The organism is Jiangella alkaliphila (genome assembly GCF_900105925.1).
Classification (GTDB): Bacteria; Actinomycetota; Actinomycetes; order Jiangellales; family Jiangellaceae; genus Jiangella; species Jiangella alkaliphila.
This window is the reverse complement of sequence record NZ_LT629791.1, coordinates 1,344,690-1,370,556: the sequence shown is the minus strand read 5'-3', so window position 1 is coordinate 1,370,556 and position 25,867 is coordinate 1,344,690. Positions and strand designations below refer to the sequence as shown.

The following is a 25,867-nucleotide window of genomic DNA, read 5'->3' as shown; positions in this document are numbered from 1 at the left end:
CTCGGCCGCGGACGCCAGGGTTACCCCTTGACGCTACCCGCGAGCAATCCTCGGACGAAGTACCGCTGCAGCGCCAGGAACACGATGACCGGGACCACCATCGAGATGAACGCGCCGGCCGTGAGCAGGTGCCACTCCGTCCCCTGGCTACCGGCCAGCTCGGCAATGCGAGCCGTCAGCGGCGCCACGTCGCGGGTGCCGCCGACCATGGTGACGGCCACCAGCAGGTCGTTCCAGACCCAGAGGAACTGGAAGATGCCGAACGCGGCGATGGCGGGCGTCACCAGCGGCAGCATGATCCGCAGGAAGATCGTGACGTGACCCGCGCCGTCGACCCGGGCCGCCTCGACCAGCTCGGCCGGGACCTCCTTGAAGAAGTTGTGCAGCAGGAAGATCGCCAGCGGCAGCGCGAAGATCGTGTGCGAGATCCACAGCGGCCAGAACGTCCCCCGCATGCCGGCGTCGACGTAGAGCGACAGCAGCGGGATCAGCGCGATCTGCAGCGGCACGATCTGCAGCGCGAACACCGCGACGAAGATCGTGTCGCGGTAGGGGAACTTCATCCAGGCGAACGCGTACGCCGCCATGCACGCGAGCGTCACCGGGATGATCACCGCCGGGATCGTGATGACGATCGAGTTGATGAAGTAGGTCGACAGCGCCGTCGCGCCGTAGAGCACCTCGTCGTAGTTCTGGAGGGTCAGCTCCGGGTTGGTGAACCACGTCCACCAGCCGGTGGTCTTCAGCGACTGCTCGGGCCGGAACGACGTGAGCAGCAGGCCGAACGTCGGGATGGTCCACAGCACCGCGATGATCAGCGCGGCGAGCGAGGCCCAGCGTGACGTCATGCGCTTCTTGGCCCGGCCGGAGATGGTCGCCGGCTCGAGCCCGGCCAGCTCCTCCTGGACGGCGGGCGTGGGGATGACGGCGCTCATCGGTACTCCGCCTTTCGCATCTGCCGGACGTTGTAGACAACGATCGGCACCACCAGCACGAACAGGACGATGGCGAGCGACGAGGCGATGCCCGTGTTCAACGTCCGGAAGCCCTGCGTGTAGAACTCGTACGAGATGACGCTGGTCCCGAACTGGCCGCCGGTCATGGTCCGGACGATGTCGAACACCTTGAGCGTGCCGATGGCGATGGTCGTCAGCACCACCACGAGCGCCGGACGGATGCTCGGCACCGTGATGTAGCGGAACATTCGCACGCCGGTCAGCCCGTCCAGCTGGGCCGCCTCGGTGATGTCCGCCGGGATCGCCTTGATGGCCGCGGCGAGCACCGTCATGGCGAAGCCGGCCTGGACCCAGACCATGATGACGATGAGGAACAGCGTGTTCCATGGCTCACCGATGAGGAACTGCCGTGGTTCCGCGCCGAGCCAGACGAGCACCTGGTTCAACAGGCCGATCTGCTCGATGCCCTGCTGGTCCGGCCGGTACTCGTAGACGAACTTCCAGATGATCGACGCGCCGACCAGCGAAATGGCCATCGGCAGGAAGATGACCGCCTTGGCGGCCGCCTCGACCCGGCTGCGATCGACCAGGACCGCGTAGACCAGTCCTATGAACGTCGACAGGATCGGCGTCAGGAACACCCAGATCGCGGTGTTCCGCAGCACCGTGATCATCGCGTCGTTGGTGAAGACGAACTGGTAGTTGTCCAGCCCGACGAAGTTCTCGGCCGTGCGGTCGAAGAACGACTGGTACGCCGTGCGGATGGCCGGGTAGATCAGCCCGACCGTCAGGAGCAGCAGCGCCGGCAGCACGAACGCCAGCGACTGCCAGAGGTCGGCGCGCCGCCCGGCTCGGCCGGCGACCAGCAGGATCAGGCCCATCAGCGCGACGAACAGCGCGATCGCCAGGACCATCTGCACGAGCTTCTCGGAGTTGTCCACGTGTCACCACCTCGAGGCAGGAGGACAGGGCGTACGCAGGAGGCGCGGGTGGACGGGGAGCCTCCCCGACCACCCGCGCCCCAGGCCCCTTACGGCCAGGCGTCTTCGATGGCGTCGACCGTCTCCTGCGTCTCGGCACCGGTGATCCAGTTGACCATCCCGGTCCAGAACGCGACGGTCCCGACCTCGGCCGGCATCAGGTCCGACGCATCGAACCCGAACACCGCCTCGGGGTCCGCGATGATCTCGGCCGACAGCTGGTTGACCGGGCTGTCGTAGGCGTCGACCGGCACCGTGCGGTTGGCCGACACGAAGTTGCCCTTGCTCGCGCGCTCGGCATGGAAGTGGTCGGTGGTCAGGTACCTCTGGAAGGCCTGGACCTCCGGACGCTCGGTGAACGCCGCGACGAACTCGCCGCCGCCCAGCACCGGGTTGCCGTGCTCGGGGTTGATGCCCGGCAGGTAGAACGCGTAGACGTCGCCGTCCTCGCCCACCTCGACGCCCTCGCCCCAGTTGGCCTGGTAGAACGACGCCTGACGGTGCATCCAGCAGTTGCCGTCGAGGATCGGCAGGCCGCCGTCCTCGAACCGCGTCGTGGCGATGCTGGTGACGTCGCCGAGGCCGCCGTTGACGTACTGGTCGTTCTTGAGGATCTCGGCGACGGTGTCGAACGCCTCGACCACCTGCGGGTCGTTGAACGGGATCTCGTGGTTGTACCACTGCCGGTAGACATCGATACCGGCGGTGCGGAGCATGACCTCCTCGACCCAGTCGGTGCCCGGCCAGCCGGTGGCGTCACCGGAGCCGAAGCCGGCGCACCAGGGCATGCCGCCGTCGGCGACGATCTGGTCCGAGAGCGCGATCAGGTCGTCCCAGGTCGTCGGGATCTCATAGCCGGCGTCGGCGAAGGCCGACGGCGAGTACCAGACGAACGACTTGACGTTCGCGCCGAACGGCGTCCCGTAGTAGGTGCCGTCGACGGTCCCGTAGTCGACCCATGCCGGGTCGAACGACGCCTCGACGTTGGCCCGGGCATCCTCCGGCACCTCGATGACGGCGTCGAAGTCGCGGACCAGCGTGGCCAGCAGACCCGGCTGCGGGATGATCGCGAGATCGGGCGGCGAACCACCCTGGATGCGCACCGGCAGCTGCGCCTCGAACTCGTCAGAGCCCTCGTAGACGACCGTCATGCCGGTGCACTCCTCGAACGCGTCGAACGACGCCTCGAGCGGCGCGTCCTCGGGCGCCACAATGGTGCTGTAGACGGTCACCGAGGTGCCGTCGAGGTCGGTGAAGTCCTCCGCAAACGCGCAGTCGCCGCCGCCGCCGGTGTCGCCGCCCCCGGCGGTGTCGTCATCGCCGTCGTCGTCGCCGCCGCACGCGGCCAGGACGAGCGACACGCTTGCAGCGAGGCCGACAGCTGCCCAGCCCTTGCGGGCGCTGCTCATCGCCATGTGTCTGTCTCCCTCCCAGAAGGGATCGGTCCGAGCACCTGACGCTCGAATGCCAATGCGTGTTCCAGTGCATGAACGAAAACGTTTACGCTCGAAAATTGCAAGAGCCCATCGGCAACTTCGCCGTAACGATTACGTCACGCCGCTCCGGCGAGTGTGAGATGTGACACGGAACAGCTCAGGCGTGCCTGCGTGCGGCCACCACTCGGAACCGCGACGCCACGAACGCGGCGTCGGTGAGCGCGGCGTTGGCGGCCGGGTTCGCGCCGGTGCCGTGGAAGTCGGAGAAGGCGGCCGACTGGTTGACGAAGACCCCTCCGGTCAGGTTGATCGACAGCGGCACGCCGGCCTCGACCGCGGCCAGCTCGGCGGCGTCGAGCACGGCCGGGTCGGTGGAGTAGACCGACGCCGTCATGCCGCCGTGCTCGCGGACGGACGACGCGAACCGCTCCAGCGCCTGCGCGGTGGAGTCGGCCGCGATGAGGAACGACACCGGGCCGAAGCACTCGGCCGAGTAGCGGTCGTCGTCGGCGATGTCGACGGCGACGACGGCGGGTGTGCGGACGGTGGCGCCGGGCCAGGCCGGATGGGTGATCGTGCGCGCGGCGAGCACGGCGCCGTCGCCGGCCAGCGCGTCGACGCGGTCGCGGACGCCGTCGTTGACCACGGCGCCGAGGATCTCGACCGCCCGGGCGTCGTCGCCGAGCAACTTGTCGATGGCGCCCGCGAGCGCCGCGCCGAACTCGTCGAAGCTCACCTTGCCCTGGTCGGTGAGCACGCCGTCGCGCGGGACGAACACGTTCTGCGGCGCCGTGCACATCTGGCCGGTGTAGAGGCTGAGCGAGAACGCGAGGTTGTTCACCAGGCCCTGCAGGTCGTCGGTGGAGTCGACGACGACAGTGTTCAGGCCGGCCTTCTCGGTGAACACGACGGCCTGGCGGGCGTGCTCCTCGAGCCAGGAGCCGAACGCCGTCGAGCCGGTGAAGTCGACGATGCGCACCTCGGGCCGGACGGCGAGCACGGCGGCCAAGCGGTCGGCCGGGTCCTCGGCCGCGAGCGTGACGAGATCGGGGTCGAAGCCGTACTCGCCGAGCACCTCGCGGATCGACTGCACGGTGATGGCCAGCGGCAGGACGGCGTTGGGGTGCGGCTTGACGACGACGGCGTTGCCGGTGGCCAGCGACGCGAACAGGCCGGGCCAGGAGTTCCAGGTCGGGAACGTGTTGCAGCCGATGACGAGGGCGACGCCGCGGGGCACCACGTGGAACGTCTTCGTCATGCGCAACGGCTCGCGCTTGGAGGGCTTCTCCCACACGACCTCGTCGGGGATGCGCGCCTGTTCGGCGTGCGCGTAGGCGACCGCCTCCAGCGCGCGGTCCAGCGCGTGCGCGCCGCCGGCCTGGAAGGCCATGACGAACGCCTGGCCGGAGGTGTGCATGACCGCCTGGGCCAGCTCGAAGATGCGCGCGTGCAGCCGCGACAGCGCCTCGAGGCAGACCGCGGCGCGGGCGTCGGCGCCGGCGTCGCGCCAGGCCGGCATGGCCGCCTGAGCCGCGGCCAGCAGCGTCGTGACCGCCTCGTCGGTGGCCGGCACCCGCGGGTAGCGCACGCCGAGCTCGGGCCCGAACGGGCTGGTCTCGGTCGCGACGGTGCCGTCGGCGCCGGGCGTCGCGAGCGGGAAGTCGGCGCCGAGGTGCGCCTCGTGCGCGGCCTGCCCGTCGGCGGCGGCCGTCTCGCCGTAGACGCGCGGGCTCGGCGACTCGGGGTAGGCGGAGAAGTACGTCCGCTCGCCGATGGCCGTCTCGGCCCGGCCGAGCAGGTCGCGGTGCCGATCGATCAGACTGCCCAGCACCATCGCGGGACCTCCACAGCGTGTGACAAACTGGCGCACAGTTGGCTCCACTCTGTCACAGTCACCCGCCGCCCGTCCATGAGGGGAGACACTCGAAGCATGGACGCGATCGCTCGTTCCGTGCCCGTCGGCGTCGTGGGCGCCGGAACCATGGGCGCCGGCATCGCCCAGGTGGCCGCGGTTGCTGGGCACGAGGTGCGGGTGTACGACGCCGCCGGCGGCTCCGCGGCTGCCGCCGTCGAGGGGATCTTCCAGCGCCTGGCTCGCGAGGTCGACAAGGGCCGGCTGCTCGCTGAGGAGGCCGAGGACGCCGCCACCCGGCTGCACGCCGTCGCCACGCTCGAGGACCTCGCCGGCTGCGGCCTGGTGATCGAGGCGGTCGTCGAGGACCTGGAGGTCAAGCGGGCGCTGTTCACCGGGCTCGAGGCGGTCTGCGGTCCCGACGCCGTGCTCGCGACCAACACGTCGTCGCTGTCCGTCGACGCGATCGCCGAGTCGCTGGCGCAGCCGGGCCGGATGGCCGGGCTGCACTTCTTCAACCCCGCACCCGTGCTGCCGCTGGTCGAGGTGATCAGCGGCGCACACACCGACGCCTCGGTGGCCGACCGGCTAGTGGCGACGGCGCAGGCCTGGGGCAAGACCCCGGTGCGAGCGGCGTCGACGCCGGGCTTCATCGTCAACCGCGTGGCCCGCCCGTTCTACGGCGAGGCGTTCCGGCTGCTCGAGGCGGGCTCCGCCGACGCCGCGACGGTCGACGCGCTGCTGCGCGAGTCCGGCGGCTTCCGGATGGGCCCGTTCGAGCTGGCCGACCTCATCGGCCACGACGTCAACCTCGCGGTCAGCCGGTCGGTGTGGGAGGCGTTCGGCCGCGACCCGCGGTTCACGCCGTCGGTGCTGCAGGAGCGGCTGGTCGCCGACGGGCGCCTGGGCCGCAAGACCGGCCGCGGCCTCTACGTCACCGACGAGCCGCGCCCGGAGCCCTCGACGGCCGACCCCGTCGCGGGCCTGCCGACGACCTGGACCGGCTCCGGCGGGTTCGACCCGTCCGCGCCGGGCTGGAGCCTCGGCACCGACGAGGTGTCGCTGCGGCTCACCGACGGGCGCACGGCGGCGCAGCACACCGGCGGCGGTCCACGGACGGTCGTCCTGGTCGACCTGGCACTGGACTACGCCGGCGCGAGCCGGGTCGGCATCGCCGCACCCGAGCACGCGCCGAAGGAGCACGTCGACGCCGCGGTGGGGTTCCTGCAGGGGCTCGGGCTCGCGGTCACGGTGCTGCCCGACACCCCCGGCCTGGTGGTCGCCAGGACCGTGGCGACGCTCGCCGCGGCGGCCGCCGACGCCGCCGACTCCGGGGTGGCGACCGCCGAGGACATCGACACCGCGATGCGCCTCGGCGTGAACTACCCGCGCGGCCCGTACGAGTGGGGCACGGCGCTCGGCTGGCACTGGGTCGCCGGCGTGCTGGACGCGCTGGCCGCCGCCGAGGACCCGGTCCGCTACCGAGTCTCGGCTCAGCTGCGCGATCGCGCCGCGAACGGCGAGCCGGCCCTCGAGACCGCCGAGAAGCTCCCGCCCGGCATCGTGCTGGCCAGGCGGGCGGCCGAGGCCATGCTGGCCGGCGACGCCGCCTCGCGAACGCTCGGCATGACGCTCGACGACGTCGTGCCCGGAGCCGCCCACGTCAGCATGCGAGTGCGGGCCGACATGGTGAACGGCCACGGCATCTGCCACGGCGGGCTGATCTTCACGCTGGCCGACACCGCCTTCGCCGTCGCCTGCAACTCGTACAACCGCAGCACCGTGGCACAGAGCGCCGAGGTCACCTTCCTGGCGCCGGCGCGCGAGGGCGACCTGCTGGTCGCGGCGGCCCAGGAGCGCCACCGCAACGGGCGCAGCGGGCTCTATGACGTCACGGTGTACCGCGACGACACGACGATCGCGGAGTTCCGCGGCCGGTCCCGGGAGATCCCCGGCACGCTGGTGCCGGACGAGGAGGACACATGACCGAGGCGTTCCTGGTCGGCGGCGTCCGGACCCCGATCGGCCGCTACGGCGGCGCGCTGTCGTCCGTGCGGCCCGACGATCTCGCGGCACACGTGCTGCGCGAGCTGCTGGCCCGCCACCCGGGCGTCGCGGCCGACACGGTCGACGAGGTCGTGCTCGGCTGCGCCAACCAGGCGGGCGAGGACAACCGCGACGTCGCCCGCATGGCGGCGCTGCTGGCCGGCTACCCGCCGTCGGTGCCCGGCGTGACGGTCAACCGGCTGTGCGGCTCCGGGCTGGACGCGCTGGCCTACGCCGCCCGGGCCGTGCGCACGGGCGAGGCGGACGTCGTCGTGGCGGGCGGGGTCGAGTCGATGTCGCGGGCGCCGTTCGTGCTGCCCAAGGCGCAGACGGCGTTCGACCGAGGCAACGCGCAGGTGTACGACTCCACCATCGGCTGGCGGTTCGTGAACCCGGCGATGGAGGCGGCGTACGGCACCGACTCGATGCCCGAGACCGCCGAGAACGTCGCCGCCGAGCACGGCGTCGGCCGCGCCGACCAGGACGCGTTCGCGCTGCGCAGCCAGCAGCGCGCCGCCGCCCCGCGCAAGGAGCTGGCGGCGGAGATCGTCCCTGTCACGGTCCCCCGCAAGCGCGGCGAGCCCGACGTCGTCGACGCCGACGAGCACCCGCGCGAGACCACGCTCGAGGCGCTGGCGAGGCTGCGCCCGATCGTGCGGCCGGACGGCACCGTCACCGCCGGCAACGCGTCCGGCGTCAACGACGGCGCCGCTGCGCTGCTGGTGATGAGCGCGGCCGCGGTCGAGCGGCACGGCGTCGAGCCGCTGGCTCGCATCACCGGCGCGGCCACCGCCGGCGTCGAGCCGCGGGTCATGGGCCTGGGGCCGGTGCCGGCCACCCGCAAGCTGCTCACCCGGGCCGGCGTCGCGCTGGCGGACGTCGGGAACGTCGAGCTGAACGAGGCGTTCGCCGCGCAGTCGCTGGCCTGCCTGCGGCTGCTCGGCCTGCCCGACGACGCCGAGCACGTGAACCCCAACGGCGGCGCCATCGCGCTCGGCCACCCGCTGGGCATGAGCGGCGCCCGCCTCGCGCTGTCCGCCGCGCTGGAGCTGCAGCGGCGCGGCTCGCGGCACGCGCTGGCGACGATGTGCATCGGGGTGGGCCAGGGGATCGCGGTGCTGCTGGAGCGCCCCTGAGCCGGGGTCCTGCAGAGGCGTGTCAGGTGCCTTTGCAATGAGCACCTATACGCACCGGTGCGTATAGGTGCTCATTGCAAACGGGCTCAGGCCCAGACGAGCGCGTTGCCCGGGTCCTCCAGCAGGGCAGCGACGTCGGCGAGGAACCGCGACCCCTGCTCGCCGTCGACCAGGCGGTGGTCGAACGACAGCGCCAGCGTGGTGACCCAGCGCGGCTTGACCTCGTCGTTGTGCACCCACGGCTGCTTGCGCACCGCGCCGAACGCGAGGATGGCCGCCTCGCCCGGCGGCAGGATCGGCGTGCCGGTGTCGACGCCGAAGACGCCGACGTTGGTGATCGAGATGGTGCCGCCGAGCATGTCCTCGGGCGGCGTCCTGCCCTCGCGGGCGGTCGCGGCCAGCTGGTTGATCGCCACGGCCAGCCCGCGCAGCGGCAGGCGGTCGGCGTCCTTGACGTTCGGCACGACCAGCCCGCGCGGGGTGGCCGCGGCGATGCCGAGGTTGACGTAGCGCTGCAGGACGATCTCGCCGGCCGCGTCGTCCCAGCGGGCGTTGACGTCCGGAGTGCGGCGGGCCGCGATGCAGACCGCCTTGGCCACCACCGCGAGCGGCGACAGCTTGACGTCGCGGAAGTCGCGGGACTCGCGCAGCCGCTCGACCAGCTTCATCGTGCGCGTGATGTCGAAGGTGACGAACTCGGTGACGTGCGGCGCGGTGAACGCCGACGTGGTGACCGCCTTCGCCGTCGCCTTGCGGACCGACCGGATCGCGACCCGGTCCTGCCGCGGCAGGCCGTCCCAGCCGGTGCCGGTGCCGGCCGGAACGGCGACCGGCGCCACCGCGGGCGCGGCCACCGCGGCTTGGACGTCGTCGCGGGAGATGGTGCCGTTGGGGCCGGTCGGGACGACGATGGTGAGGTCGACGCCGAGGTCCTTGGCGAGCTTGCGCACCGGCGGCTTGGCCAGCACCGACACGCGAGCGACCGCCGGCTCGGGCGCCGGCGCGACGGGGACGGGCGGCGGCGCGACCGGCTCGGGCACGGCCGCGACGGCTCCCTTGCGTGGCCGCCGCTTGGCCGCCGTCGTCCGCGGGCCGTATCCGACGAGGACGGCCTGCCGCTCCCCCTCGGGCTCGGCCGGCGCCGGCGGCACCGGGACGAGGTCCTCGGCCGGCCCGCCGACCGCGGTGGCGGCGTCGCCGGCGCCCGTCCGGACCGCGATGATCGGGGTGCCGACGTCGACCGTCTGACCCTCGTCGACCAGCAGCGTCTCGACCACGCCGTCGAACGGGCAGGGCAGCTCGACCAGCGACTTGGCCGTCTCGATCTCGACGATGACGTCGTTGACCTTCACGGCGTCGCCGGGCTTGACCTTCCAGGACACGATCTCCGCCTCGGTCAGCCCTTCGCCGACGTCGGGGAGGTTGAACTGCGACACACTCATGCAGACCTCCTCAGTAGGCGAACGTGCGGTCGACGGCGTCGAGGACGCGGTCGAGGTCGGGCAGGTACTCCTCTTCGACCCGCGCCGACGGGTACGGGGTGTCGTAGCCGGTGACGCGCTGTACGGGGGCCTCCAGCGAGTAGAAGCACTGCTCCGTGACCCGGGCGGCCACCTCGGCGCCGACGCCGAGCGTGCGCTGCGCCTCGTGCACGACGACCAGCCGGCCGGTGCGCCGCACGGAGTCGTACACCGCGCGCAGGTCCAGCGGCGACAGCGTGCGCAGGTCGATGACCTCGAGCGACCGGCCGTCGGCGGCGGCGGCCGCCGCCGCGTCGAGGCAGGTCTTCACCATGGGGCCGTACGCCGCCACCGTGGCGTCGGTGCCGGGCAGCGCCACCCGGGCCGACTCGAGCGGGAGGTCGGGCTCGCCGTCGAGATCGACCTCGGCCTTCTCGTAGTAGCGCCGCTTGGGCTCGAAGAACACCACCGGGTCGTCCAGCCGGATGGCCTGCTGGATCATCCAGTACGCGTCGAGCGGGTTGGAGCAGGTGACCACCTTGAGGCCCGGCGTGTGGGCGAAGTACGCCTCGGGGCTCTCGCTGTGGTGCTCGACGGCGCCGATGCTGCCGCCGTAGGGGATGCGGATGACGATCGGCAGCCGCAGCCGGCCGCCGGAGCGGAAGTGCATCTTCGCGACCTGGTTGACGATCTGGTCGTAGCCGGGGAAGACGAACCCGTCGAACTGGATCTCGCACACCGGGCGGTAGCCGCGCAGCGCCAGGCCGACCGCGGTGCCGATGATGCCCGACTCGGCCAGCGGGGTGTCGATGACGCGGTCCTCGCCGAAGTCCTTCTGCAGGCCGTCGGTGACCCGGAAGACGCCGCCGAGCTTGCCGACGTCCTCGCCCATGACCAGCACCTTGGCGTCGCTCTCCATGGACCGCCGCAGGCCGGCGTTGATAGCCTTGATGATGTTGAACGTCGTCATCGGGCCACCTCCTCGGCGAATTTGTCACGACCGAGGGACGCTTGTCCCCCGAGGGCGAAACTGTCGAGGTAGGTCGTCATCTCGTCGCGCTGGGCGACGAGGTCGGGCGTCGGCTCGACGTAGACGTGGTCGAAGATCGACACCGGCGTGGGGTCGGGCAGCGCCCGGCAGGCCGCCCGCAGGTGCACGGCCAGCTCCTCGGCGTCGCGCTCGACGCTGTCGAAGAACTCCTGGTCGGCGAGGTCGCTGCGGACCATGTACGCCTTCACCCGCTCGATCGGGTCCTTGAGCTTCCAGTGCTCGAGCTCGGCGTTGAGGCGGTACCGGGTGGGGTCGTCGGTGGTCGTGTGCGCGCCCATGCGGTACGTGAACGCCTCGACCAGCGTCGGGCCCTCGCCGTCGCGGGCCCGCTGCAGCGCCTCGCGGGTGACGGCCAGGCAGGCGAGGACGTCGTTGCCGTCGACGCGGACGCCGGGGAAGCCGAACCCGGCGGCGCGGCGGTACAGCGGCACGCGGGTCTGCCGCTCCAGCGGCTCGGAGATGGCCCACTGGTTGTTCTGGCAGAAGAACACCACCGGGGCGTTGGTGACGCTGGCCCAGATGAACGCCTCGTTGACGTCGCCCTGGCTGGTGGCGCCGTCGCCGAAGTAGGCGATGACGGCGGCGTCGCGCTCGAGGTCGCCGGTGCCGATGGCGCCGTCGCGCTGGATGCCCATGGCGTAGCCGGTGGCGTGCAGCGTCTGCGCGCCGATGACGATCGTGTAGAGGTGGAAGTTCGTCCCGACGGTGTCCCAGCTGCCCTGGTCGACGCCGCGGAACAGGGCCAGCAGGCTGACCGGGTCGACGCCGCGGCACAGCGCGACCGCGTGCTCGCGGTACGTCGGGAAGACGTGGTCCTGGTCGCGCATGGCGCGGGCGGACCCGACCTGGGCGGCCTCCTGGCCCAGCAGGCTGGCCCACAGGCCCAGCTCACCCTGGCGCTGCAGCGCGACGGCCTCGCCGTCGACGCGGCGGCCCAGGACCAGGTCGCGGTACATGGATCGGACGTCGTCGCCGGTGATGTCGGCGATGAGGGCGTCGTAGCGCTCGTTCGGGACGCGCTGGCCCTCGGGGGTGAGCAGCTGGACGAGCTCGGGATCGGGCGGGGTGGCCCCGGCCGCCGTCTCGACAGTCATGTGTCTCCTTCACGTCGTCGGCTCCGCAGGATTGCCGCGGGAGCCTGCTCCTCGTGACCACCGGCGGCGGGGGTGGGGACTAAGGGTGGGTCCTCGCCCTCGCCGCGGCGCATGACCGTGACCGTGGTCACGACCTCGCTACCGCAACGGTACCCAGATCCGGGGTGGGACGGGTGCACCGAGGCGGCAGGTGGGGCTCCATCCTGCAGCACCTGTATGCCAGCCTGCCCGCTCGGGACCGCCCGAAGGGTCGTCGTTCCGGACAAACTTCATCGCCCGGACCCGTCACTGAACGCACAAGTCCTCCGTCGTCCGAGTAGTACGGGACGACGGAGGACTCGTGGCGGTGCTCAGGTGGTTCGACCCGTCCTACTCGGCGGCTCCGACGAACCGGCGGCGCAGCAGGAACCCGGCCGCGGCGACCAGACCCAGGCCGACGGTCAGCAGCAGCGTCGGCGAGGCGCCGGTGTCGGGCAGGTCCTCGTCGGGCGTCTCGCTGGGCGTCGGGGTGGGGCTCTCACTCGGCGTCTCCGACGGCGTCGGCGTGGGCGTCTCGGACGGGGTCTCGCTCGGCGTCGGCGTGGGCGTCTCCGACGGCGTCTCGCTCGGCGTGGGCGTCGGGGTCGGCGTCGGGGCCGCGGTCCAGTCGACCGTCCCCTCGACCTCGAGCTCGGTCTTCTCCGACTGCGCCAGGATCAGCGACTGGGTGCGGATCTCCTCGGTGGAGCCCACGAACAGCCGGCCGGTGCTCAGGTTCGCCTCGGCGTGCAGCCGGACGGTGCCCTCGCCCGCCTCGGCGTCCTCGGGCACGTCGACACCGATCGTGTCGCCGTCGCCCACCTGGCCGCCCAGCGGCGCGCCCTCGGCGTCGACCAGCTCGACACCCTCGGGGAGGTCGGCCGTGACGTCGACGGCCTCGGCGTTGGTGCTGACGGTGAACGGGCCGAGGACCGAGCCGGCCTCGCCCGACACCGACGTCGGGTCCAGCGACAGAGCGGGCTCGGGCTGCTCGCCGATGCCGACGTTCTCCGCACCGGTCAGGTACTCGTAGACGGCCCGGACGTCGGCGTCGATCTCGTCGTCCTGGGTGGTGATGTCGTCGAGGTCGACCGTGATGGCGTCGCTGAACGTCCACACGGCGGCCGACGTGGCGCTGATGGCCTCGTCGACCGTCAGTCCGTCGTTGAACGTCACGTCGGGCAGCGCGGCCTCGATTTCCTCGACCGAGAGCACCGGGTACGAGTGCTGCAGCACCCAGAGGATCTTCGGCGAGTTCTCGGTGAACGGCGCGTCCGGCTCCGGGTACGCGTCCCAGGGCACTTCCGACATCTCCACGTCAGGGGAGGCGATGGGCACGCTGATCTCGACGCAGTAGGCCTGCAGCAGCGCGCCGTCGTCGGCCCGCAGCCCGAACAGGACACCCTGGACGGTGGCGTCCTCGACGTCGGTCCGGTTCACGTCGTAGGCGTAGTCGTGGTCCCCGGGCTCGAGGTTCGCCTTCGGCTCGACGCCGGACAGGTCGAACTCCGCCGCGGCGGCGGGCGTGAGATACGCGGCTCCGCCCAGCACGCCGGCGACCAGCGCACCGGCGCCGAGGCGGCGCCGGTTCAGATGGATGAACATAGGACTCCTTTGGAGATGTCAATGCTCACGAAGGCATGCGTCGGAGTGAGGACGCGAAGGAATGCGCAATCGAAAGCCCCCCAGCGCGGGCATCCTAGTTGATTTGGCCATCTATCGTGAAGACCCGGACAATCTGCGCGGCTTACGGGCGTCGGCCCTGTCCGTGCCGCGCGGAGTCGCATAGGGTCTTGACCCGTGCCTGACTTCGCCGAAGTGTCGGCAACCCGCCGGGTGTCGCCCGGGCGGCACGACGTCGACATCGACGGGACCTGGTCCGTGGGCGACGTGCCGAACGGTGGCTATCTGCTGGCCATGGTGCTGCGGGCGGTGCTGGCCGAGTCAGCACATCCGCACCCGGTGAGCACCAACGCGCACTTCGTGGCGCCGCCCAGCGCGGGTCCCGCCCAGGTGCTGGTCGACGTCGTGCGCACCGGGCGGACGATCGAGACGCTGCGGGCCACGCTGGTCCAGGACGACGAACCGCGGGTCGAGGCCACCGTCACCACCAGCACGCTGTCGCGCACGTCGCCGGTCGAGTGGGCCGGCCCGCCGCCTGAGCCGGTCGCGCCGGTCGACGAGTGCATCCCGGCCGTGGTCGACCTCCCCGACGGCACCCACGTCGGCCTGCTCGAACACGTCGACCTGCGGCTCGACCCGCAGACCCTGGGCTGGTTCTCCGGCCGCCCGGCCGGCCAGCTGTCCATGCGCGGTCATGTCCGGCTGGTCGACGGCACGCAGCCCGACCCCGTGGTCCTGGCGCTGGCGGTCGACTCGCTGCCGCCGACGGTGTTCGGCCTGGGCCGGCTGGGTTGGGCGCCCACCGTTCAGCTGACGGTGCTGACCCGCAGCCTGCCAGCGCCCGGCTGGCTGACGGTGCACCTACGCGGCCGGCTGGTCCGCGACGGCTGGTTCGACGAGGAGGCCGAGGTCTACGACGCCGACGGCGCCCTGGTCGCGCAGTCGCGGCAACTGGCCCGGATCCGGGTGACCTGAGCCTGCCGATGGCGGCACCCGACGCTCGGTTGCGCCGCGCCCGATGGGTGGTGCTGCTGTTCGCCGTCGGCTCGGCCGTCGGGACGGCGTTCACCGGCGGCGTGATCGGCGTGCTGAACGAGGACGACCCCACCCGCGCCGCGCTCGGGACACTCGGCGTCCTGGCGTTCAGCACCACCCAGGCCGGCGCCATGTACGTCGTGCTGACGCCGTGGGCCACCGAGACGGCGCGACGGCGGTGGCTGGTCGCGTTCCTGCTGGCCGCCGCCGCGTCGGTGCCGCTGGCCGGGCCTGCCGACGCCGCCGAATGGGAGACGTGGGCCTGGCTCGGCGGTTCGCTGGCCGGCTCAGCGCCGCTGCTGGTCGGGCGCCTCGCCGGTGTCGCGCTGGCCGTCGCCGCCGTCGCCGCCTCGGGCGCGATCGGCTGGTGGGCCGGCGGCTCGGTGCCGACGTACCTGCTGCTCACCCTCGTCAACGGGGTCGCCGTCGCGGCGCTGTGCGGGGTGCCGATGTGGCTGTGGGACCTGCTGGTCGAGGCGCGCGAGGGCCGCCTCGCCCAGGCCCGGCTGGCCGCCACCGAGGAACGGCTGCGGTTCGCCCGCGACGTGCACGACCTGCTCGGCCACACGCTCTCGGTGATCGCGCTGAAGACGGAGCTCGCGTCCCGGCTGGCGGCCGCCGACGGCGAGCGGGCCGGCCGCGAGGCCGAGGAGGCTCGCACGCTGGCGGCGTCGGCGCTGACCGAGTTGCGCCAGGTGGTGCACGGCTACCGGGCGGTCGACCTCGCCGCCCAGCTGGACGCGATCAGGCGCGTCCTGGAGTCGTCGGGCGTCCGCTGCACCGTCACCGGCCCGCCCGCGCCGCTGCCCGAGCAGGTCAGCGCGCTGCTGATCCCGGTCCTGCGCGAGGCGAGCACCAACGTGCTGCGGCACAGCCGGGCCCGATGGTGCACCATCGACATCGGCGGCGGCATCGGCGACGGTGACGAGGTGCGCATGACGGTGGTCAACGACGGCGCGGCGGGCGACGGCCCCGACGCGCACAGCTCCGGCCTGCGTGGGCTCGCCGACCGGCTGGCCGAGGCCGGCGGCACCCTGCGCTCCGGCCGCGACGGCGACACGTTCACCCTCGACATCACGCTGGCGGTGCGGCCGTGATCCGGGTGCTGCTGGCCGACGACGAGGAGCTGATCCGCACCGCCGTCGCCGCACTGCTGGGCCTCGAGCCCGACCTCGACGTCGTCGCGCAGGCGCCGGACGGCCGCGCCGCCGTCGACGCCGCGCTGGCGCACCGTCCCGACGTGGTCGTCGCGGACCTCGAGATGCCCGAGCTGACCGGCATGGAGGTGGCGGCCGAGCTGGCCACGGCGCTGCCGTCGTGCTCCGTCGTCATCCTCACCGGGCACGGCCGGCCGCCGCACCTGCAACGGGCCCTGACGGCGGGCGCGAAGGGGTTCCTGCCGAAGGGGTCGCCGGGCGGCACGCTGGCCGACGTCATCCGCCGCGTGCACCGCGGCGAGCGCTACGTCGACCCTGCGCTGGCCGCCGACGCGCTGACCGCGCCGGTCAACCCGCTGACGCCGCGCGAGCTGGAGGTGCTCCGGCTGGCCGGCTACGACACCCCGATCGCCGTCATCGCCCGGCGCACCCACCTGTCGCCCGGCACCGTCCGCAACTACGTGGCCGCTGCGGTCGCCAAGCTGGGCGCGTCGAGCCGGGCCGAGGCCGTGCGCATCGCCGACGAGAACGGCTGGCTCTGAGCCCCTACCCGAGGATGGTCAGCGTCAGCAGCGCGACGTTGAGGCTGACCACGACGACGCTGACCAGGACCGCCAGCGCGGTCGTCAGGCGCGAGTTGGCCCACCGGCCCATGACCGACGACTTCGCCGTGACGGCGACCAGCGGGATGATCGCGAACGGGATGCCGAAGGACAGCACCACCTGCGAGAGCACCAGCAGCCACGTCGGTTCGGCGCCTGTCGTCAGGATGAGCACCGCCGGCACCAGCGTCACCAGACGCCGGAGCAGCAGCGGGATGCGCCGCAGCAGCAGCCCTTCCATGATCACCGCGCCGGCGTAGCAGCCCACCGACGTCGACGCCAGGCCCGACACCAGCAGGCCGACCGCGAACAGCACGCCGATCGACGTGCCCAGCCCGGAGTCGACGGCGGCGTGCGCCCCCGCGATGGTGTCGGTGCCGTCGACGCCGCGCAGGGACGCCGCCGCGACCAGCAGCAGCGCGATGTTCACACTGCCCGCCACCAGCATGGCGATGCCGACGTCGGCGCGGGTCGCCTTCAGCAGCTTGCCGATCAGCCCGGGCTCGGGCATGGCGCCGAACCGGTCGCGGGCCAGCGCCGAGTGCAGGTAGACCACGTGCGGCATGACGGTGGCGCCGAACATGCCGGCCGCCAGCAGCACGGTCTCGGTCCCGTCGAAGCGCGGCAGCAGCCCGTCGACGATGCCCGACGGCGACGGCGGCTCGACGAACAGCCCGGCCACGAACCCGACCGCGATGACCAGCAGCGCCGTCGTGACGACCCGTTCGAACAGCCGCTGCCCGCCGCCGTTCTGCACCGTCAGCAGCGCCATCGACGCGACGCCGGTGATGACGCCGCCGAGCCACAGCGGCAGGCCGAACAGCAGGTTCAGCGCGATGGCGCCGCCGACCACCTCGGCGATGTCGGTGGCCATCGCGACCACCTCGGCCTGCAGCCAGTACGCCAGCCGGCCGCCGCGCGGCATCCGGTCGCGCAGCACCTCGGGCAGCGACGCACCGGTGACCACGCCCAGCTTCGCGGACAGGTACTGCACCAGCCCGGCCATCGCCGTGGCCATGACCAGCACCCACACCAGCAGGTAGCCGTACCCGGAACCGGCCGAGATGTTGGTGGCGACGTTGCCGGGGTCGACGTAGGCCACTGCCGCCACGAACGCGGGACCGAGCAGGCCCAGTCCCGCGCCGGGCAGCCGAGGCGCCGGGCCGTCCAGCCGGTCCGGACGGCGCCGGCGCACCCGTACGTACATGCGTCCTATCCTCCGCTGGCCACAGATCCTCCACCAGCACGGGCGTCGACCTCGTAGCTGGTGTTGATGGACTCGAAGAAGTTCACCAGTTGCAGCGTGTCATTCGCAGTGGCCATCCACTTGGCGGGATTGGTGACCTTGTAGTGCGGTTCGAAGCCCAGCTCCTCCAGCCGGCGGTCGGCGAGGTACTTCACGTACTGGTTGATGTAGTCGGCGTTCATCCCCAGGATGCCGGTGGGCAGCAGGTCGCGGTTGTACTGCTCCTCCATCGTGACGCCGTCGATGATCATCTGCTCGATCTCGGCGGCGAACTCAGGCGTCTGCAGTTCCGGGTTCTCGTCCAGCACGGTGAGGACGAGGTTGATGCCGAACTTCAGGTGCAGGCTCTCGTCGCGGACGATCCAGTCGATCAGCGACGCGAAGTTGCGCAGCAGGTTCCGCTGCCGGAAGCTCAGCGCGACCATGAACCCGCTGTAGAACCAGATGCCCTCGAGCACGATGTTGTAGGCGACCAGGTTGCGGACGAAGTCCTGCTTGCCCTCGATGGTGGTGATGTCGAGTGTCTGCTCCGACATCCGCTTGATGTAGCGGACCTCGAACTCCTCCTTGGCCACCATCGACGGGACGGTGACGTGGGCGGCGTAGGCCTGCTCGCGATCGATGGGGAACGTCTCGAGGACGTACTCGAAGGCCATGACGTGGTTGGCCTCCTCCCACATCTGCTTGGCGAGGTACAGGTGCGCCTCGGCCGCGCTGAGGTACGGGTACACGCCGAACGCCAGCGCCTTGTTCACCAGCAGTTCGTTCGGGTTGAAGTAACTCATCAGGAACGTCAGCGCGTGCCGCTCGTCGTCGGACATCTTCCGGAAGTCGGCCATGTCCTCGCCGAGCTGCACCTCGTGCGGGAACCAGGTATTCGCGACGGCCTGGTTGTACAGCTCGTAGGCCCAGGGGTAGCGGACCGGCTTGAGCAGCAGGCCCTCCTGGATGCCGGTGCCGAGAATGCTCATCGAACGGTCTCCTCTCCGGTCACTGGCACGACTCGCACTGCAGCCGTTCCTGCGGATCGACGGGGCAGGCGGCCGCCTCGTCGCCGGTGTCGACGACCTCCAGCTCGGCGACGGCGGCCATCGCGGCAGGCTTCGCCGCCGCCCGGGCCGCCCCGAAGCCGCGCCGGGTACCGCTCGGCGCAGAATCGGCGCCGTTCAGCGATTCGGCTTTGTTCACCCGGACGGTGCTCTGCTCGGCCGTGTGCCGCGGCTTGACGTGCAGGTAGTAGGTGGTCTTGACGCCCTTGGCCCAGGCCGCGGAGTAGATGTCGATGTAGTCGTCGACGTCGCGGGTCTCGAGGTACATGTTGCGGCTGATGGCCTGGTCGATCCACTTCTGCGCCCGGGCCGCCACCTCGATGAACGCGTACGGCGAGAGCTGGAACGACGTCTTGTAGATCTGCTTGAGGTCGGCCGGCACGGCGTCGAGCGCCGACACGTCGCCCTGGGCGCGCAGCAGGTCGTCGCGCACCTGCTCCCACAGCCCGCGCTCCTTGAGGTCGGCCACCAGGTTGCGGTTGACCTCGAGGAACTTGCCCGAGCTGGTGGCCCGGCTGAACAGCTGCGAGAACTGCGGGTCCAGGCCCGGCGTGGTGCCGGCGACCAGGCCGATGGACGCCGTCGGGGCGATGGCCATCAGCGTGGCGTTGCGCATGCCGCCGCGGACCTTGTCGCGCAACACGTCCCAGTCGAGCCGGCTGGACCGCGACACGGTGATCGGCACGCCGCGCTCGCGCTCGGCGCGGTCGATGGTGTCGATCGGGACCAGCCCGCGGCTCCAGCCCGAGCCGTCGAAGTTCGCGTACGAGCCGCGCTCACCGGCGAGGTCGGCGCTCTGGTCGATGGCGTGGTAGCTGATGAACTCCATCACCCGGTCGATGAGGTCGTAGGCCTGCTCGCTGTCGTAGGACCAGCCCAGCCGCTCGACGACGTCGGTGAAGCCCATGACGCCGAGGCCGACGGCGCGGTTCAGCTCGTTGGACCGCTCGGACTCGGGCACCGACGAGATGGTGATGTCGATGAGGTTGTCGAGTTGGCGGACCGCGAGCCGCACGCTCTCGCTCAGCCGGTCCCACTCGATGCGGCCGCCGACGAGATGCGCGGACAGGTTGATCGACGCGAGGTTGCAGACGGCGATGTTGTCGCGGTCCTGCGGCAACGTGATCTCGGTGCACAGGTTGGACAGGTGGATGGTGCCGGTGTTGTCGTTCAGCGCCCGGTTGTTGATGGTGTCCTTCCACGTCAGCCAGGGGTGCGACGTGGTCTGCAGGGCCACCAGGATGGCCCGGAACTGCTCGCGCGCCTTGATCTTGGTGAACGTCCGCAGCTCTCCCGCCTCGGCCGCCGCGACGTACTCGGCGTAGCGCCGGCTGAACGCGGCGCCGTACAGCTCGGGCAGGTCGGGGACGTCGAGCGGGTCGAACAGGTACCAGTCGCCGTCGTCGGCGACCCGGGTCATGAACTCGTCGGAGATCCAGACCGCGGTGTTGGCGGTGCGGACCCGGCGGTACGGGTCGCCGGCGTTCTGCTTGAGGTCGAGGAACTGCGGGAAGTCGAGGTGCCAGTTCTCGATGTAGAAGGCCAGCGCGCCGAACTTCTTGCCGCCCCGCGACACCGCCCGCAGCGTCGAGTCGATCGTGTGCATGAACGGGATCGGGCCGGTCGAGACGGTGTTGTTGCTGCGGATCGGCGAGCCCTCGGAGCGCAGCTTCGTCACCGACAGCCCGATGCCGCCGGTCCCCTTGGTCAGCCACATGACGTCGCGCACGCTCTTGGCGATGTGCTCGATGTCGTCGTGCATCTCCATGACGAAGCAGTTGGACAGCTGCGAGTACGCCGTACCGGCGTTGACCAGCGTCGATCCGGCGGCCAGGTAGTCCAGAGCCGACATCTTCCGGTAGAACTCGACGGCCGCGGACGTCGGGTCGGCCTCGTTCAGCGACAGGCCCATCGAGACCCGCATCCAGAAGAACTGCGGCACCTCCAGCCGGTGACCGTCGCGGTCGTTGATCATGTACCGGTTGCTCATGGTGACCGCGCCGATGTAGCGCAGCAGGTCGTCGCGCGCCGGGTCCAGCGCGGCGGCCAGCCGGTCGAGGTCGAAGTGGGTCGCGAGCCGATCGTCGAGGAGCCCGGCGGCCACGCCCTCCGCCACGTAGCCGGGGAACCTCTGCCGATGCAGCTCGGCCAGCTGGTCCGGGGTCTCGTAGTCGCCCAGGACGCGCTTGTACACCGTCTTCAGCAGCACGCGCGCCGCGACGGTGTCGAACGCCGGGTCGTCGCGGACGTTCTGCAGCGCCACCTGGACGACGGCCTCGTCGAGCTGCTGGCTGGTGATGCCGTCGAACAGGGTGATCTCGAGTTCGGACTGCAACTGGGTGACGCGGGCGACCTGGTTGTCCAGGCCCACGCTGGCGGCCTCGATGGCCCGGGCGATCTTGTAGCCGTCGTACGGCTCGACCGACCCGTCGCGCTTGACGACGTTGACGCTCATGCTCTCTCCTCGCGAGCTCGGCTGGCTCGGCCCGCGGCACTGAGGTGGGGGTCGGGAGAGATGCGTCGCCGGCACCGCGCCCCGGGCGCGGCGGTGAGTACGTCGCCGTATCGTCCCCTGGCCCCTCCCTCGGGAGCCGCGGACCACCGCACGCGTAGGACGTGCGGTGCGCTGGCAGGTCTTCGGACTCACGGGCACGGAGGCCACCTGGCGGGTTGGCGCTCCATCTACTGGCCGTCGCTTCCCAGGTCCTCTCGCGTGGAGGGCCCAGTGCTTCTTGACGGCGGTCGTTCCCGTTCACCGCTGCGGGGCAGTCCCGGACTCACACCGGGTTCCCTGTTGCCTCCACCGCTCTGGCTGACCGGTGGAACCAGCTGCACGAGCCACACTATCTGGTAGTTACAAAGATGCAAGTCACCTACATCTAGTGTCTCGCCATCCGATCGCGCACACAGTGACATTTGCCGCAGGGGCGCTGTCGCGATATCACAGCGACATGGCCGAAACTCGCTGTCGCTACTGGCCCGCCATCCGTCACAATGAGCGGCGTCAGTACTGATCGAGGGAGACGCTCATGACCCACCCTCCTGCGCGGCCGGCGATGATCTGGGCCGCGCTGGTCGTCGTCTACGTCGTGTGGGGCTCGACGTACCTCGGCATCCGGGTGGTGGTCGAGGCCGACATCCCGCCGTTCCTCGGCATGGGGCTGCGCTTCACCATCGCCGGCCTGCTGATGGTCGGCTTCCTGTGGCTGCGGCACGGGCGGTCGCGGCTGCGGGTCGGCCGGCGCGAGCTGCGCGCGTCCGCGGTCATGGGCCTGCTGCTCCTGGTCCTCGGCAACGGCATGGTCGCCGTCGCCGAGCAGACGGTGCCGAGCGGGCTGGCCGCGCTGATCGTCGGCGCCATCTCGCTGTGGTTCGTGCTGCTGCAGGTCGCCGGCGGACAACGACCGCCGGTGCTCACCTGGGTCGGCGTCCTGGTCGGCCTCGCGGGGGTGGCCGTCATCTGCCTCCCCCGCGGTGGCATCGAGGGGGTGGAGTGGTGGGGCGTGGCGATCCTGTTGTTCGCCACCATCTCGTGGGCGTTCGGGTCCTACTTCTCGCCCCGACTCGGGCTGCCGCGCAACGCGCTGGTGGCCTCGGCGTACGAGATGCTGGCCGGCGGCGTGGTGCTGCTGATCGTGTCGGCCACGACCGGCGAGTTCGGCCGGCTGCAGGTGTCGGAGGTGCCGGCGAAGGGCTGGCTGGCGCTGGCCTACCTGATCGTGCTGGGCTCGCTGCTCGGCTACACGGCCTACGGGTACCTGCTGGCCAACGCGCCGCTGTCGCTGGTCGGCACGTACGCCTACGTCAACCCGGTAGTCGCCGTGCTGCTGGGCTGGGCCATCCTCGCCGAGCCGGTGACGTCGATCGTGCTGATCGGCGGCGCGCTCGTCGTCGGCGGCGTCGTCCTGGTCGTCAACGGCGAGCGGACGTCGGCGAAGGGGCGCCGCTCGGACCCCGCTCCCGACCGCACTCCGGACGAGGTGGCCGCCTGATTCCGTCCTTCATCGACGTTGACATTTCGTCGAGTGGGTTGCAAGGATTCAGGACGATCCTCCGAAAGGACGCGTACATCGCGTCCCACCCACCGGAAGGGGTGAGTGACGTGATCCGAAGGATTGCCCTCGCGACGCTGGTCGCCGTGGCCGGCCTAGCTGGGACCGCCGTGGTCGCCGTCGGCGGTGTCGGCGCCGCCCCGGCGGAAGTGGCCCCATGGAACGACGGGGTGAGCGAGACGCCGGACGGCGGCTCGCTGTACTGCTGCTGATCGGCCAGACCCGAGAACACGTCGATGCCCCGGCGCCGTCCTGGCGCCGGGGCATCGGTCTTGCGTGGTGCTTGGTGTTCCGTCAGGCGGTGGCCGACGGAGCGAGCCGCATCGGGCCGACCAGCCCCCCGCCGACGGCCTGGTCGGCGAAGCTGGCGGCGATGTGCGGACCGACGCGGACCGACCGCAGGGCGCTGTCGTAGGCGTCGAGCGCGGCGTCGGTGCGACCGAGGTCGCGGTAGAGGTCGGCCAGCTCGCGCCAGGCCAGGGCCGCCACCCGCGACGCGCCCATGGACTCCAGGGCCGACGCGGCCAGCGCCGCCTCGCGGATGCTCTGCTCGACGTCGCCCTGCGCCCGGAGCACCCGGGCGAGGGTGAGTCGCGCCAGTGCCCCGCCCATCCACGGCCGGTCGCCCAGCTCGCGCAGCGCCGCGTTGGCCGCAACGTGGGCTTCGTCGAGCCGGCCGAGGCGCAGCAGGGCCTCGGCTCGCTTGCTGCTGAAGGTCGCGATGTCGCTGGCGCTGCCGTGCTGGCGGATGGCCGCCTCGACGCCGTCGAGGATGGCCAGCGCCTCCTGCGCCTTGGGCTCGGTGCCCTGCAGCAGCAGCCATGCCTGGGCCAGCCGCAGCCGGGCGAGGTTGCGGAGGTCGTCGCCCTCGCCGAACATCGCCAGCGCGCGGTCGACCAGGTTCAGCGCCAGCGCCAGCTCGCCGCGGGACTCGGCGATGAGCGAGGCGTTCCAGTACGCCGCGCCGCGGGTGTACGGCGCGCCGATGCGGTCGGCGGCGGCCACCAGCTCGGCCGCGAGCGCGTTGGACCGCACGAGGTCGCCGCGGCCGGAGTAGGCCCCGAGGACCGTGCAGCCGAGGCGGATGTACTCGTCGGTGTTCTCCAGCCCGATGTCGAGGGCGGCGCGCCGCGCCTCCTCGCCGACCTGGATGGCCATGTCGTAGTCGCCGGCGCGGTCGTAGCACCGGGTCAGCGCGATGGCGACGTCGAGCCAGGACTGCACCGCGGGCGTCTGCCGCGCCTCGTCGGCCAGCTCGCTGAGGACCTCGATGGCGCCCTCGAGGTCACCGGTGCGCTCACGGGCCAGCGCCCGGCCCAGGCGGGCGGCGCGGCTCTGCTCGTCGTTCAGACCGGGGTCGCCGACCAGCTCGGTGAACTGCTCGTACGCCTCGTCGGCCCGGCCTTCGCGCAGCGCCATCTCGGCGCGGCCCAGGGCGAGGCGAGCCTTGGTGCGGACGGACGCGTCGACACCGTCGCGCAGGTACTCGACGTCGATGCGCAGCCGCTCGGCGATGTGCGAGAGCGCGGACGAGGCCGGCTGGCGGCGGCCGCTCTCGACGAGCGAGACGTAACTAGGGGACAGCATGCCCTCTGCGATCTCGGCCTGGGAGAGGCCGAGCTCCAACCGGCGGGATCGGATACGCTGCCCGACGGGCGTCGGAAGCGGCGCCTCGTCCACTGTTGCTGGCTGGTCTTCTGTCATGACAGTATTGGACTACAGTCAGTCACATTTTGCCAGCCCAAATGCCGACTTTAGGAGTTCGATCTAGATGGGACGCGCCAAGCGAGTAGTGATCGCGGTTGTCGCATCGTTCGCACTCATGTTCACGGTAAGTACCCCGGCGGTGGCCGCCTTCGCGCCGACCGCGGACCCCGGAATGTTCTGCTGCTGACGCGGCAGTCATAGACCACGGACGGCGTCCGGCGTCTCGCCCCCCGAACGCAGGACGCCGTCCGTGCTATTTCCCCAGTACGGGGGGTTCAGAGCTCGGAGGTTTGCGTCAGCGTGCTCGCCATTCGCCAGCGAGCCTGATGAGCCTGTCGTTGGCCTCCGGCTCGGCGATCGTGACTCGGCAGCCATCGCCGGCGAAAGGCCGCACGACCAGCCCCGCGTCCTCGCAGAAGCGGGCGAAGTCGACGGCCTGCCCGCCCAGCGCCAGCCAGACGAAGTTCGCCTCGGTGTGAGGAATCTCCCACCCCTGTGCCGCCAGCGCGTCGTACACTCGCGCGCGCTCGGCCACCAGCGCCTCGACCCGCTCGAGCAGCTCGGCCTCACGGGCCAGCGACTCGACGGCGGCCCGCTGGGCGATGCCTGAGACGCCGAACGGCACCGCGGTCTTGCGCAGCGCGTCGGCCACCTCGTCGTGCGCGATGGCGAACCCGACCCGCAGCCCGGCCAGACCGTACGCCTTCGAGAACGTCCGCAGCACGCACACGTTGGGGTGCTCGCGGTAGAGGGCGATGCCGTCGGCCGCCTCGGGGTCGCGGACGAACTCGCGGTACGCCTCGTCGACGACCACCAGGACGTCCTCGGGCACCCGGCGCACGAACGCCGCCAGCTCGTCGTGCCGCACGGCCGGGCCCGTCGGGTTGTTCGGCGTGCACACGAACACCACGCGGGTGCGGTCGGTGATCGCGTCGGCCATGGCGGTGAGGTCGTGGCGCGCGCCGTGCGCCAGCGGCACCTGTATCGCCGTCGCGCCGGAGATGCCCACCACGATCGGGTACGCCTCGAACGACCGCCACGCGTAGATCACCTCGTCGCCCTCGGCGGCGGTCGCCTGGACGACCTGCTGGAGCACGCCGACGCTGCCGGTGCCGGTGGCCACGTGCTCGGGCGGCACGCCGAACCGGTCGGCCAGCGCCGATACGAGCCCGGTGGCGAACATGTCCGGGTAGCGGTTCAGCGACGCCGCGGTGGCCGTGACGGCCTCGAGCACGCCGGGCAGCGGCGGGTAGGGGTTCTCGTTCGAGGAGATCTTGAACGCCTGCTCCGCACCCGCCGCCGGCGCGGCCGGGCGGCCGGGCTTGTAGGACGGAAGACCGTCGAGAGCCTTGCGAATACGCACCATG

Annotated in this window: 20 protein-coding genes and 1 riboswitch; of the genes, 7 read left to right on the top strand and 13 right to left on the bottom strand. The window is 71.5% G+C overall.

Annotation, left to right across the window (positions count from 1 at the left end; genetic code table 11):
* Positions 1–20: 20 nt before the first annotated feature.
* From BLV05_RS06400 to paaN, 4 genes are all read right to left on the bottom strand, one after another.
* On the bottom strand, positions 21–935 hold the full coding sequence (locus BLV05_RS06400; RefSeq protein ID WP_046766890.1) for a carbohydrate ABC transporter permease: 915 nt from the start codon (positions 933–935) through the stop codon (positions 21–23).
* Positions 932–1,870 carry a carbohydrate ABC transporter permease gene (locus BLV05_RS06395; protein ID WP_046767187.1) on the bottom strand — a complete coding sequence of 313 codons (939 nt, stop codon included), beginning with the start codon at positions 1,868–1,870 and terminating at the stop codon, positions 932–934. The genes BLV05_RS06400 and BLV05_RS06395 overlap by 4 nt, the downstream gene beginning before the upstream one ends.
* Before the next feature lie 116 nt (positions 1,871–1,986).
* The gene (locus BLV05_RS06390; protein ID WP_046766891.1) at positions 1,987–3,351 is read right to left on the bottom strand and encodes an ABC transporter substrate-binding protein; all 1,365 of its coding nucleotides are present in this window, start codon (positions 3,349–3,351) and stop codon (positions 1,987–1,989) included.
* A gap of 178 nt (positions 3,352–3,529) precedes the next feature.
* Positions 3,530–5,206 (bottom strand): phenylacetic acid degradation protein PaaN, encoded by a 1,677-nt coding sequence (gene paaN / locus BLV05_RS06385; protein ID WP_046766892.1) that lies wholly within the window; start codon positions 5,204–5,206, stop codon positions 3,530–3,532.
* A 96-nt stretch (positions 5,207–5,302) separates the two neighbouring features.
* On the opposite strand from paaN, the gene paaI reads away from it, so the two are divergent.
* Both paaI and pcaF read left to right on the top strand, forming a co-directional pair.
* Entirely contained in the window at positions 5,303–7,210 is a 1,908-nt protein-coding gene (gene paaI, locus BLV05_RS06380; protein ID WP_063932491.1) for a hydroxyphenylacetyl-CoA thioesterase PaaI, read from the top strand.
* Complete coding sequence (gene pcaF, locus BLV05_RS06375; RefSeq protein ID WP_046766893.1) at positions 7,207–8,406, top strand: 3-oxoadipyl-CoA thiolase; 1,200 nt, start codon at positions 7,207–7,209, stop codon at positions 8,404–8,406. Before paaI ends, pcaF begins: the two co-directional genes overlap by 4 nt.
* Before the next feature lie 86 nt (positions 8,407–8,492).
* Here pcaF and BLV05_RS06370 read toward each other — a convergent pair whose 3' ends face one another.
* The 4 genes from BLV05_RS06370 to BLV05_RS06355 form a co-directional block, all read right to left on the bottom strand.
* Entirely contained in the window at positions 8,493–9,848 is a 1,356-nt protein-coding gene (locus BLV05_RS06370; protein ID WP_046766894.1) for a dihydrolipoamide acetyltransferase family protein, read from the bottom strand.
* Positions 9,849–9,858: 10 nt separating this feature from the next.
* Positions 9,859–10,836 (bottom strand): alpha-ketoacid dehydrogenase subunit beta, encoded by a 978-nt coding sequence (locus BLV05_RS06365; RefSeq protein WP_046766895.1) that lies wholly within the window; start codon positions 10,834–10,836, stop codon positions 9,859–9,861.
* Positions 10,833–12,011, bottom strand: a complete 1,179-nt coding sequence (pdhA, locus tag BLV05_RS06360) for a pyruvate dehydrogenase (acetyl-transferring) E1 component subunit alpha (RefSeq protein ID WP_046766896.1) — start codon at positions 12,009–12,011, stop codon at positions 10,833–10,835. Before pdhA ends, BLV05_RS06365 begins: the two co-directional genes overlap by 4 nt.
* A gap of 369 nt (positions 12,012–12,380) precedes the next feature.
* Positions 12,381–13,634, bottom strand: coding sequence for a thioester domain-containing protein (locus tag BLV05_RS06355; protein ID WP_046766897.1), 1,254 nt, complete (start codon positions 13,632–13,634; stop codon positions 12,381–12,383).
* A gap of 195 nt (positions 13,635–13,829) precedes the next feature.
* Here BLV05_RS06355 and BLV05_RS06350 point away from each other — a divergent pair, with 195 nt between their 5' ends.
* The 3 genes from BLV05_RS06350 to BLV05_RS06340 are packed head-to-tail and all read left to right on the top strand — an operon-like array spanning position 13,830 to position 16,386.
* Positions 13,830–14,627, top strand: coding sequence for a thioesterase family protein (locus BLV05_RS06350; protein WP_046766898.1), 798 nt, complete (start codon positions 13,830–13,832; stop codon positions 14,625–14,627).
* 8 nt (positions 14,628–14,635) lie between these two features.
* Positions 14,636–15,784, top strand: coding sequence for a sensor histidine kinase (locus BLV05_RS06345; RefSeq protein WP_197683554.1), 1,149 nt, complete (start codon positions 14,636–14,638; stop codon positions 15,782–15,784).
* Positions 15,781–16,386: a response regulator transcription factor gene (locus BLV05_RS06340; protein WP_046766899.1), complete on the top strand. Its 606-nt coding sequence runs from the start codon at positions 15,781–15,783 to the stop codon at positions 16,384–16,386. The genes BLV05_RS06345 and BLV05_RS06340 overlap by 4 nt, the downstream gene beginning before the upstream one ends.
* Before the next feature lie 4 nt (positions 16,387–16,390).
* Here the strand turns inward: BLV05_RS06340 and BLV05_RS06335 are convergent, their stop codons facing one another.
* The 3 genes from BLV05_RS06335 to BLV05_RS06325 are packed head-to-tail and all read right to left on the bottom strand — an operon-like array spanning position 16,391 to position 21,196.
* Positions 16,391–17,653, bottom strand: a complete 1,263-nt coding sequence (locus BLV05_RS06335) for an Nramp family divalent metal transporter (protein WP_082154928.1) — start codon at positions 17,651–17,653, stop codon at positions 16,391–16,393.
* 5 nt (positions 17,654–17,658) lie between these two features.
* Positions 17,659–18,663: a ribonucleotide-diphosphate reductase subunit beta gene (locus BLV05_RS06330; protein WP_046766900.1), complete on the bottom strand. Its 1,005-nt coding sequence runs from the start codon at positions 18,661–18,663 to the stop codon at positions 17,659–17,661.
* A gap of 19 nt (positions 18,664–18,682) precedes the next feature.
* Complete coding sequence (locus tag BLV05_RS06325) at positions 18,683–21,196, bottom strand: ribonucleoside-diphosphate reductase subunit alpha (protein WP_046766901.1); 2,514 nt, start codon at positions 21,194–21,196, stop codon at positions 18,683–18,685.
* A 156-nt stretch (positions 21,197–21,352) separates the two neighbouring features.
* A riboswitch (cobalamin riboswitch) is annotated at positions 21,353–21,586 on the bottom strand.
* A 184-nt stretch (positions 21,587–21,770) separates the two neighbouring features.
* Between BLV05_RS06325 and BLV05_RS06320 the strand changes: the two genes are divergently transcribed.
* Both BLV05_RS06320 and BLV05_RS35600 read left to right on the top strand, forming a co-directional pair.
* A complete protein-coding gene (locus BLV05_RS06320) occupies positions 21,771–22,733 on the top strand; it encodes an EamA family transporter (protein ID WP_046766902.1) in 963 nt (320 codons plus the stop codon).
* A gap of 110 nt (positions 22,734–22,843) precedes the next feature.
* Positions 22,844–23,005, top strand: a complete 162-nt coding sequence (locus tag BLV05_RS35600; RefSeq protein ID WP_157524212.1) for a hypothetical protein — start codon at positions 22,844–22,846, stop codon at positions 23,003–23,005.
* Positions 23,006–23,087: 82 nt separating this feature from the next.
* On the opposite strand, the gene BLV05_RS06315 is transcribed toward BLV05_RS35600, so the two are convergent.
* The gene (locus tag BLV05_RS06315) at positions 23,088–24,497 is read right to left on the bottom strand and encodes a tetratricopeptide repeat protein (RefSeq protein WP_082154929.1); all 1,410 of its coding nucleotides are present in this window, start codon (positions 24,495–24,497) and stop codon (positions 23,088–23,090) included.
* 298 nt (positions 24,498–24,795) lie between these two features.
* Entirely contained in the window at positions 24,796–25,866 is a 1,071-nt protein-coding gene (gene hisC / locus BLV05_RS06310) for a histidinol-phosphate transaminase (protein WP_046766903.1), read from the bottom strand.
* Between the last annotated feature and the right edge of the window lies 1 nt (position 25,867).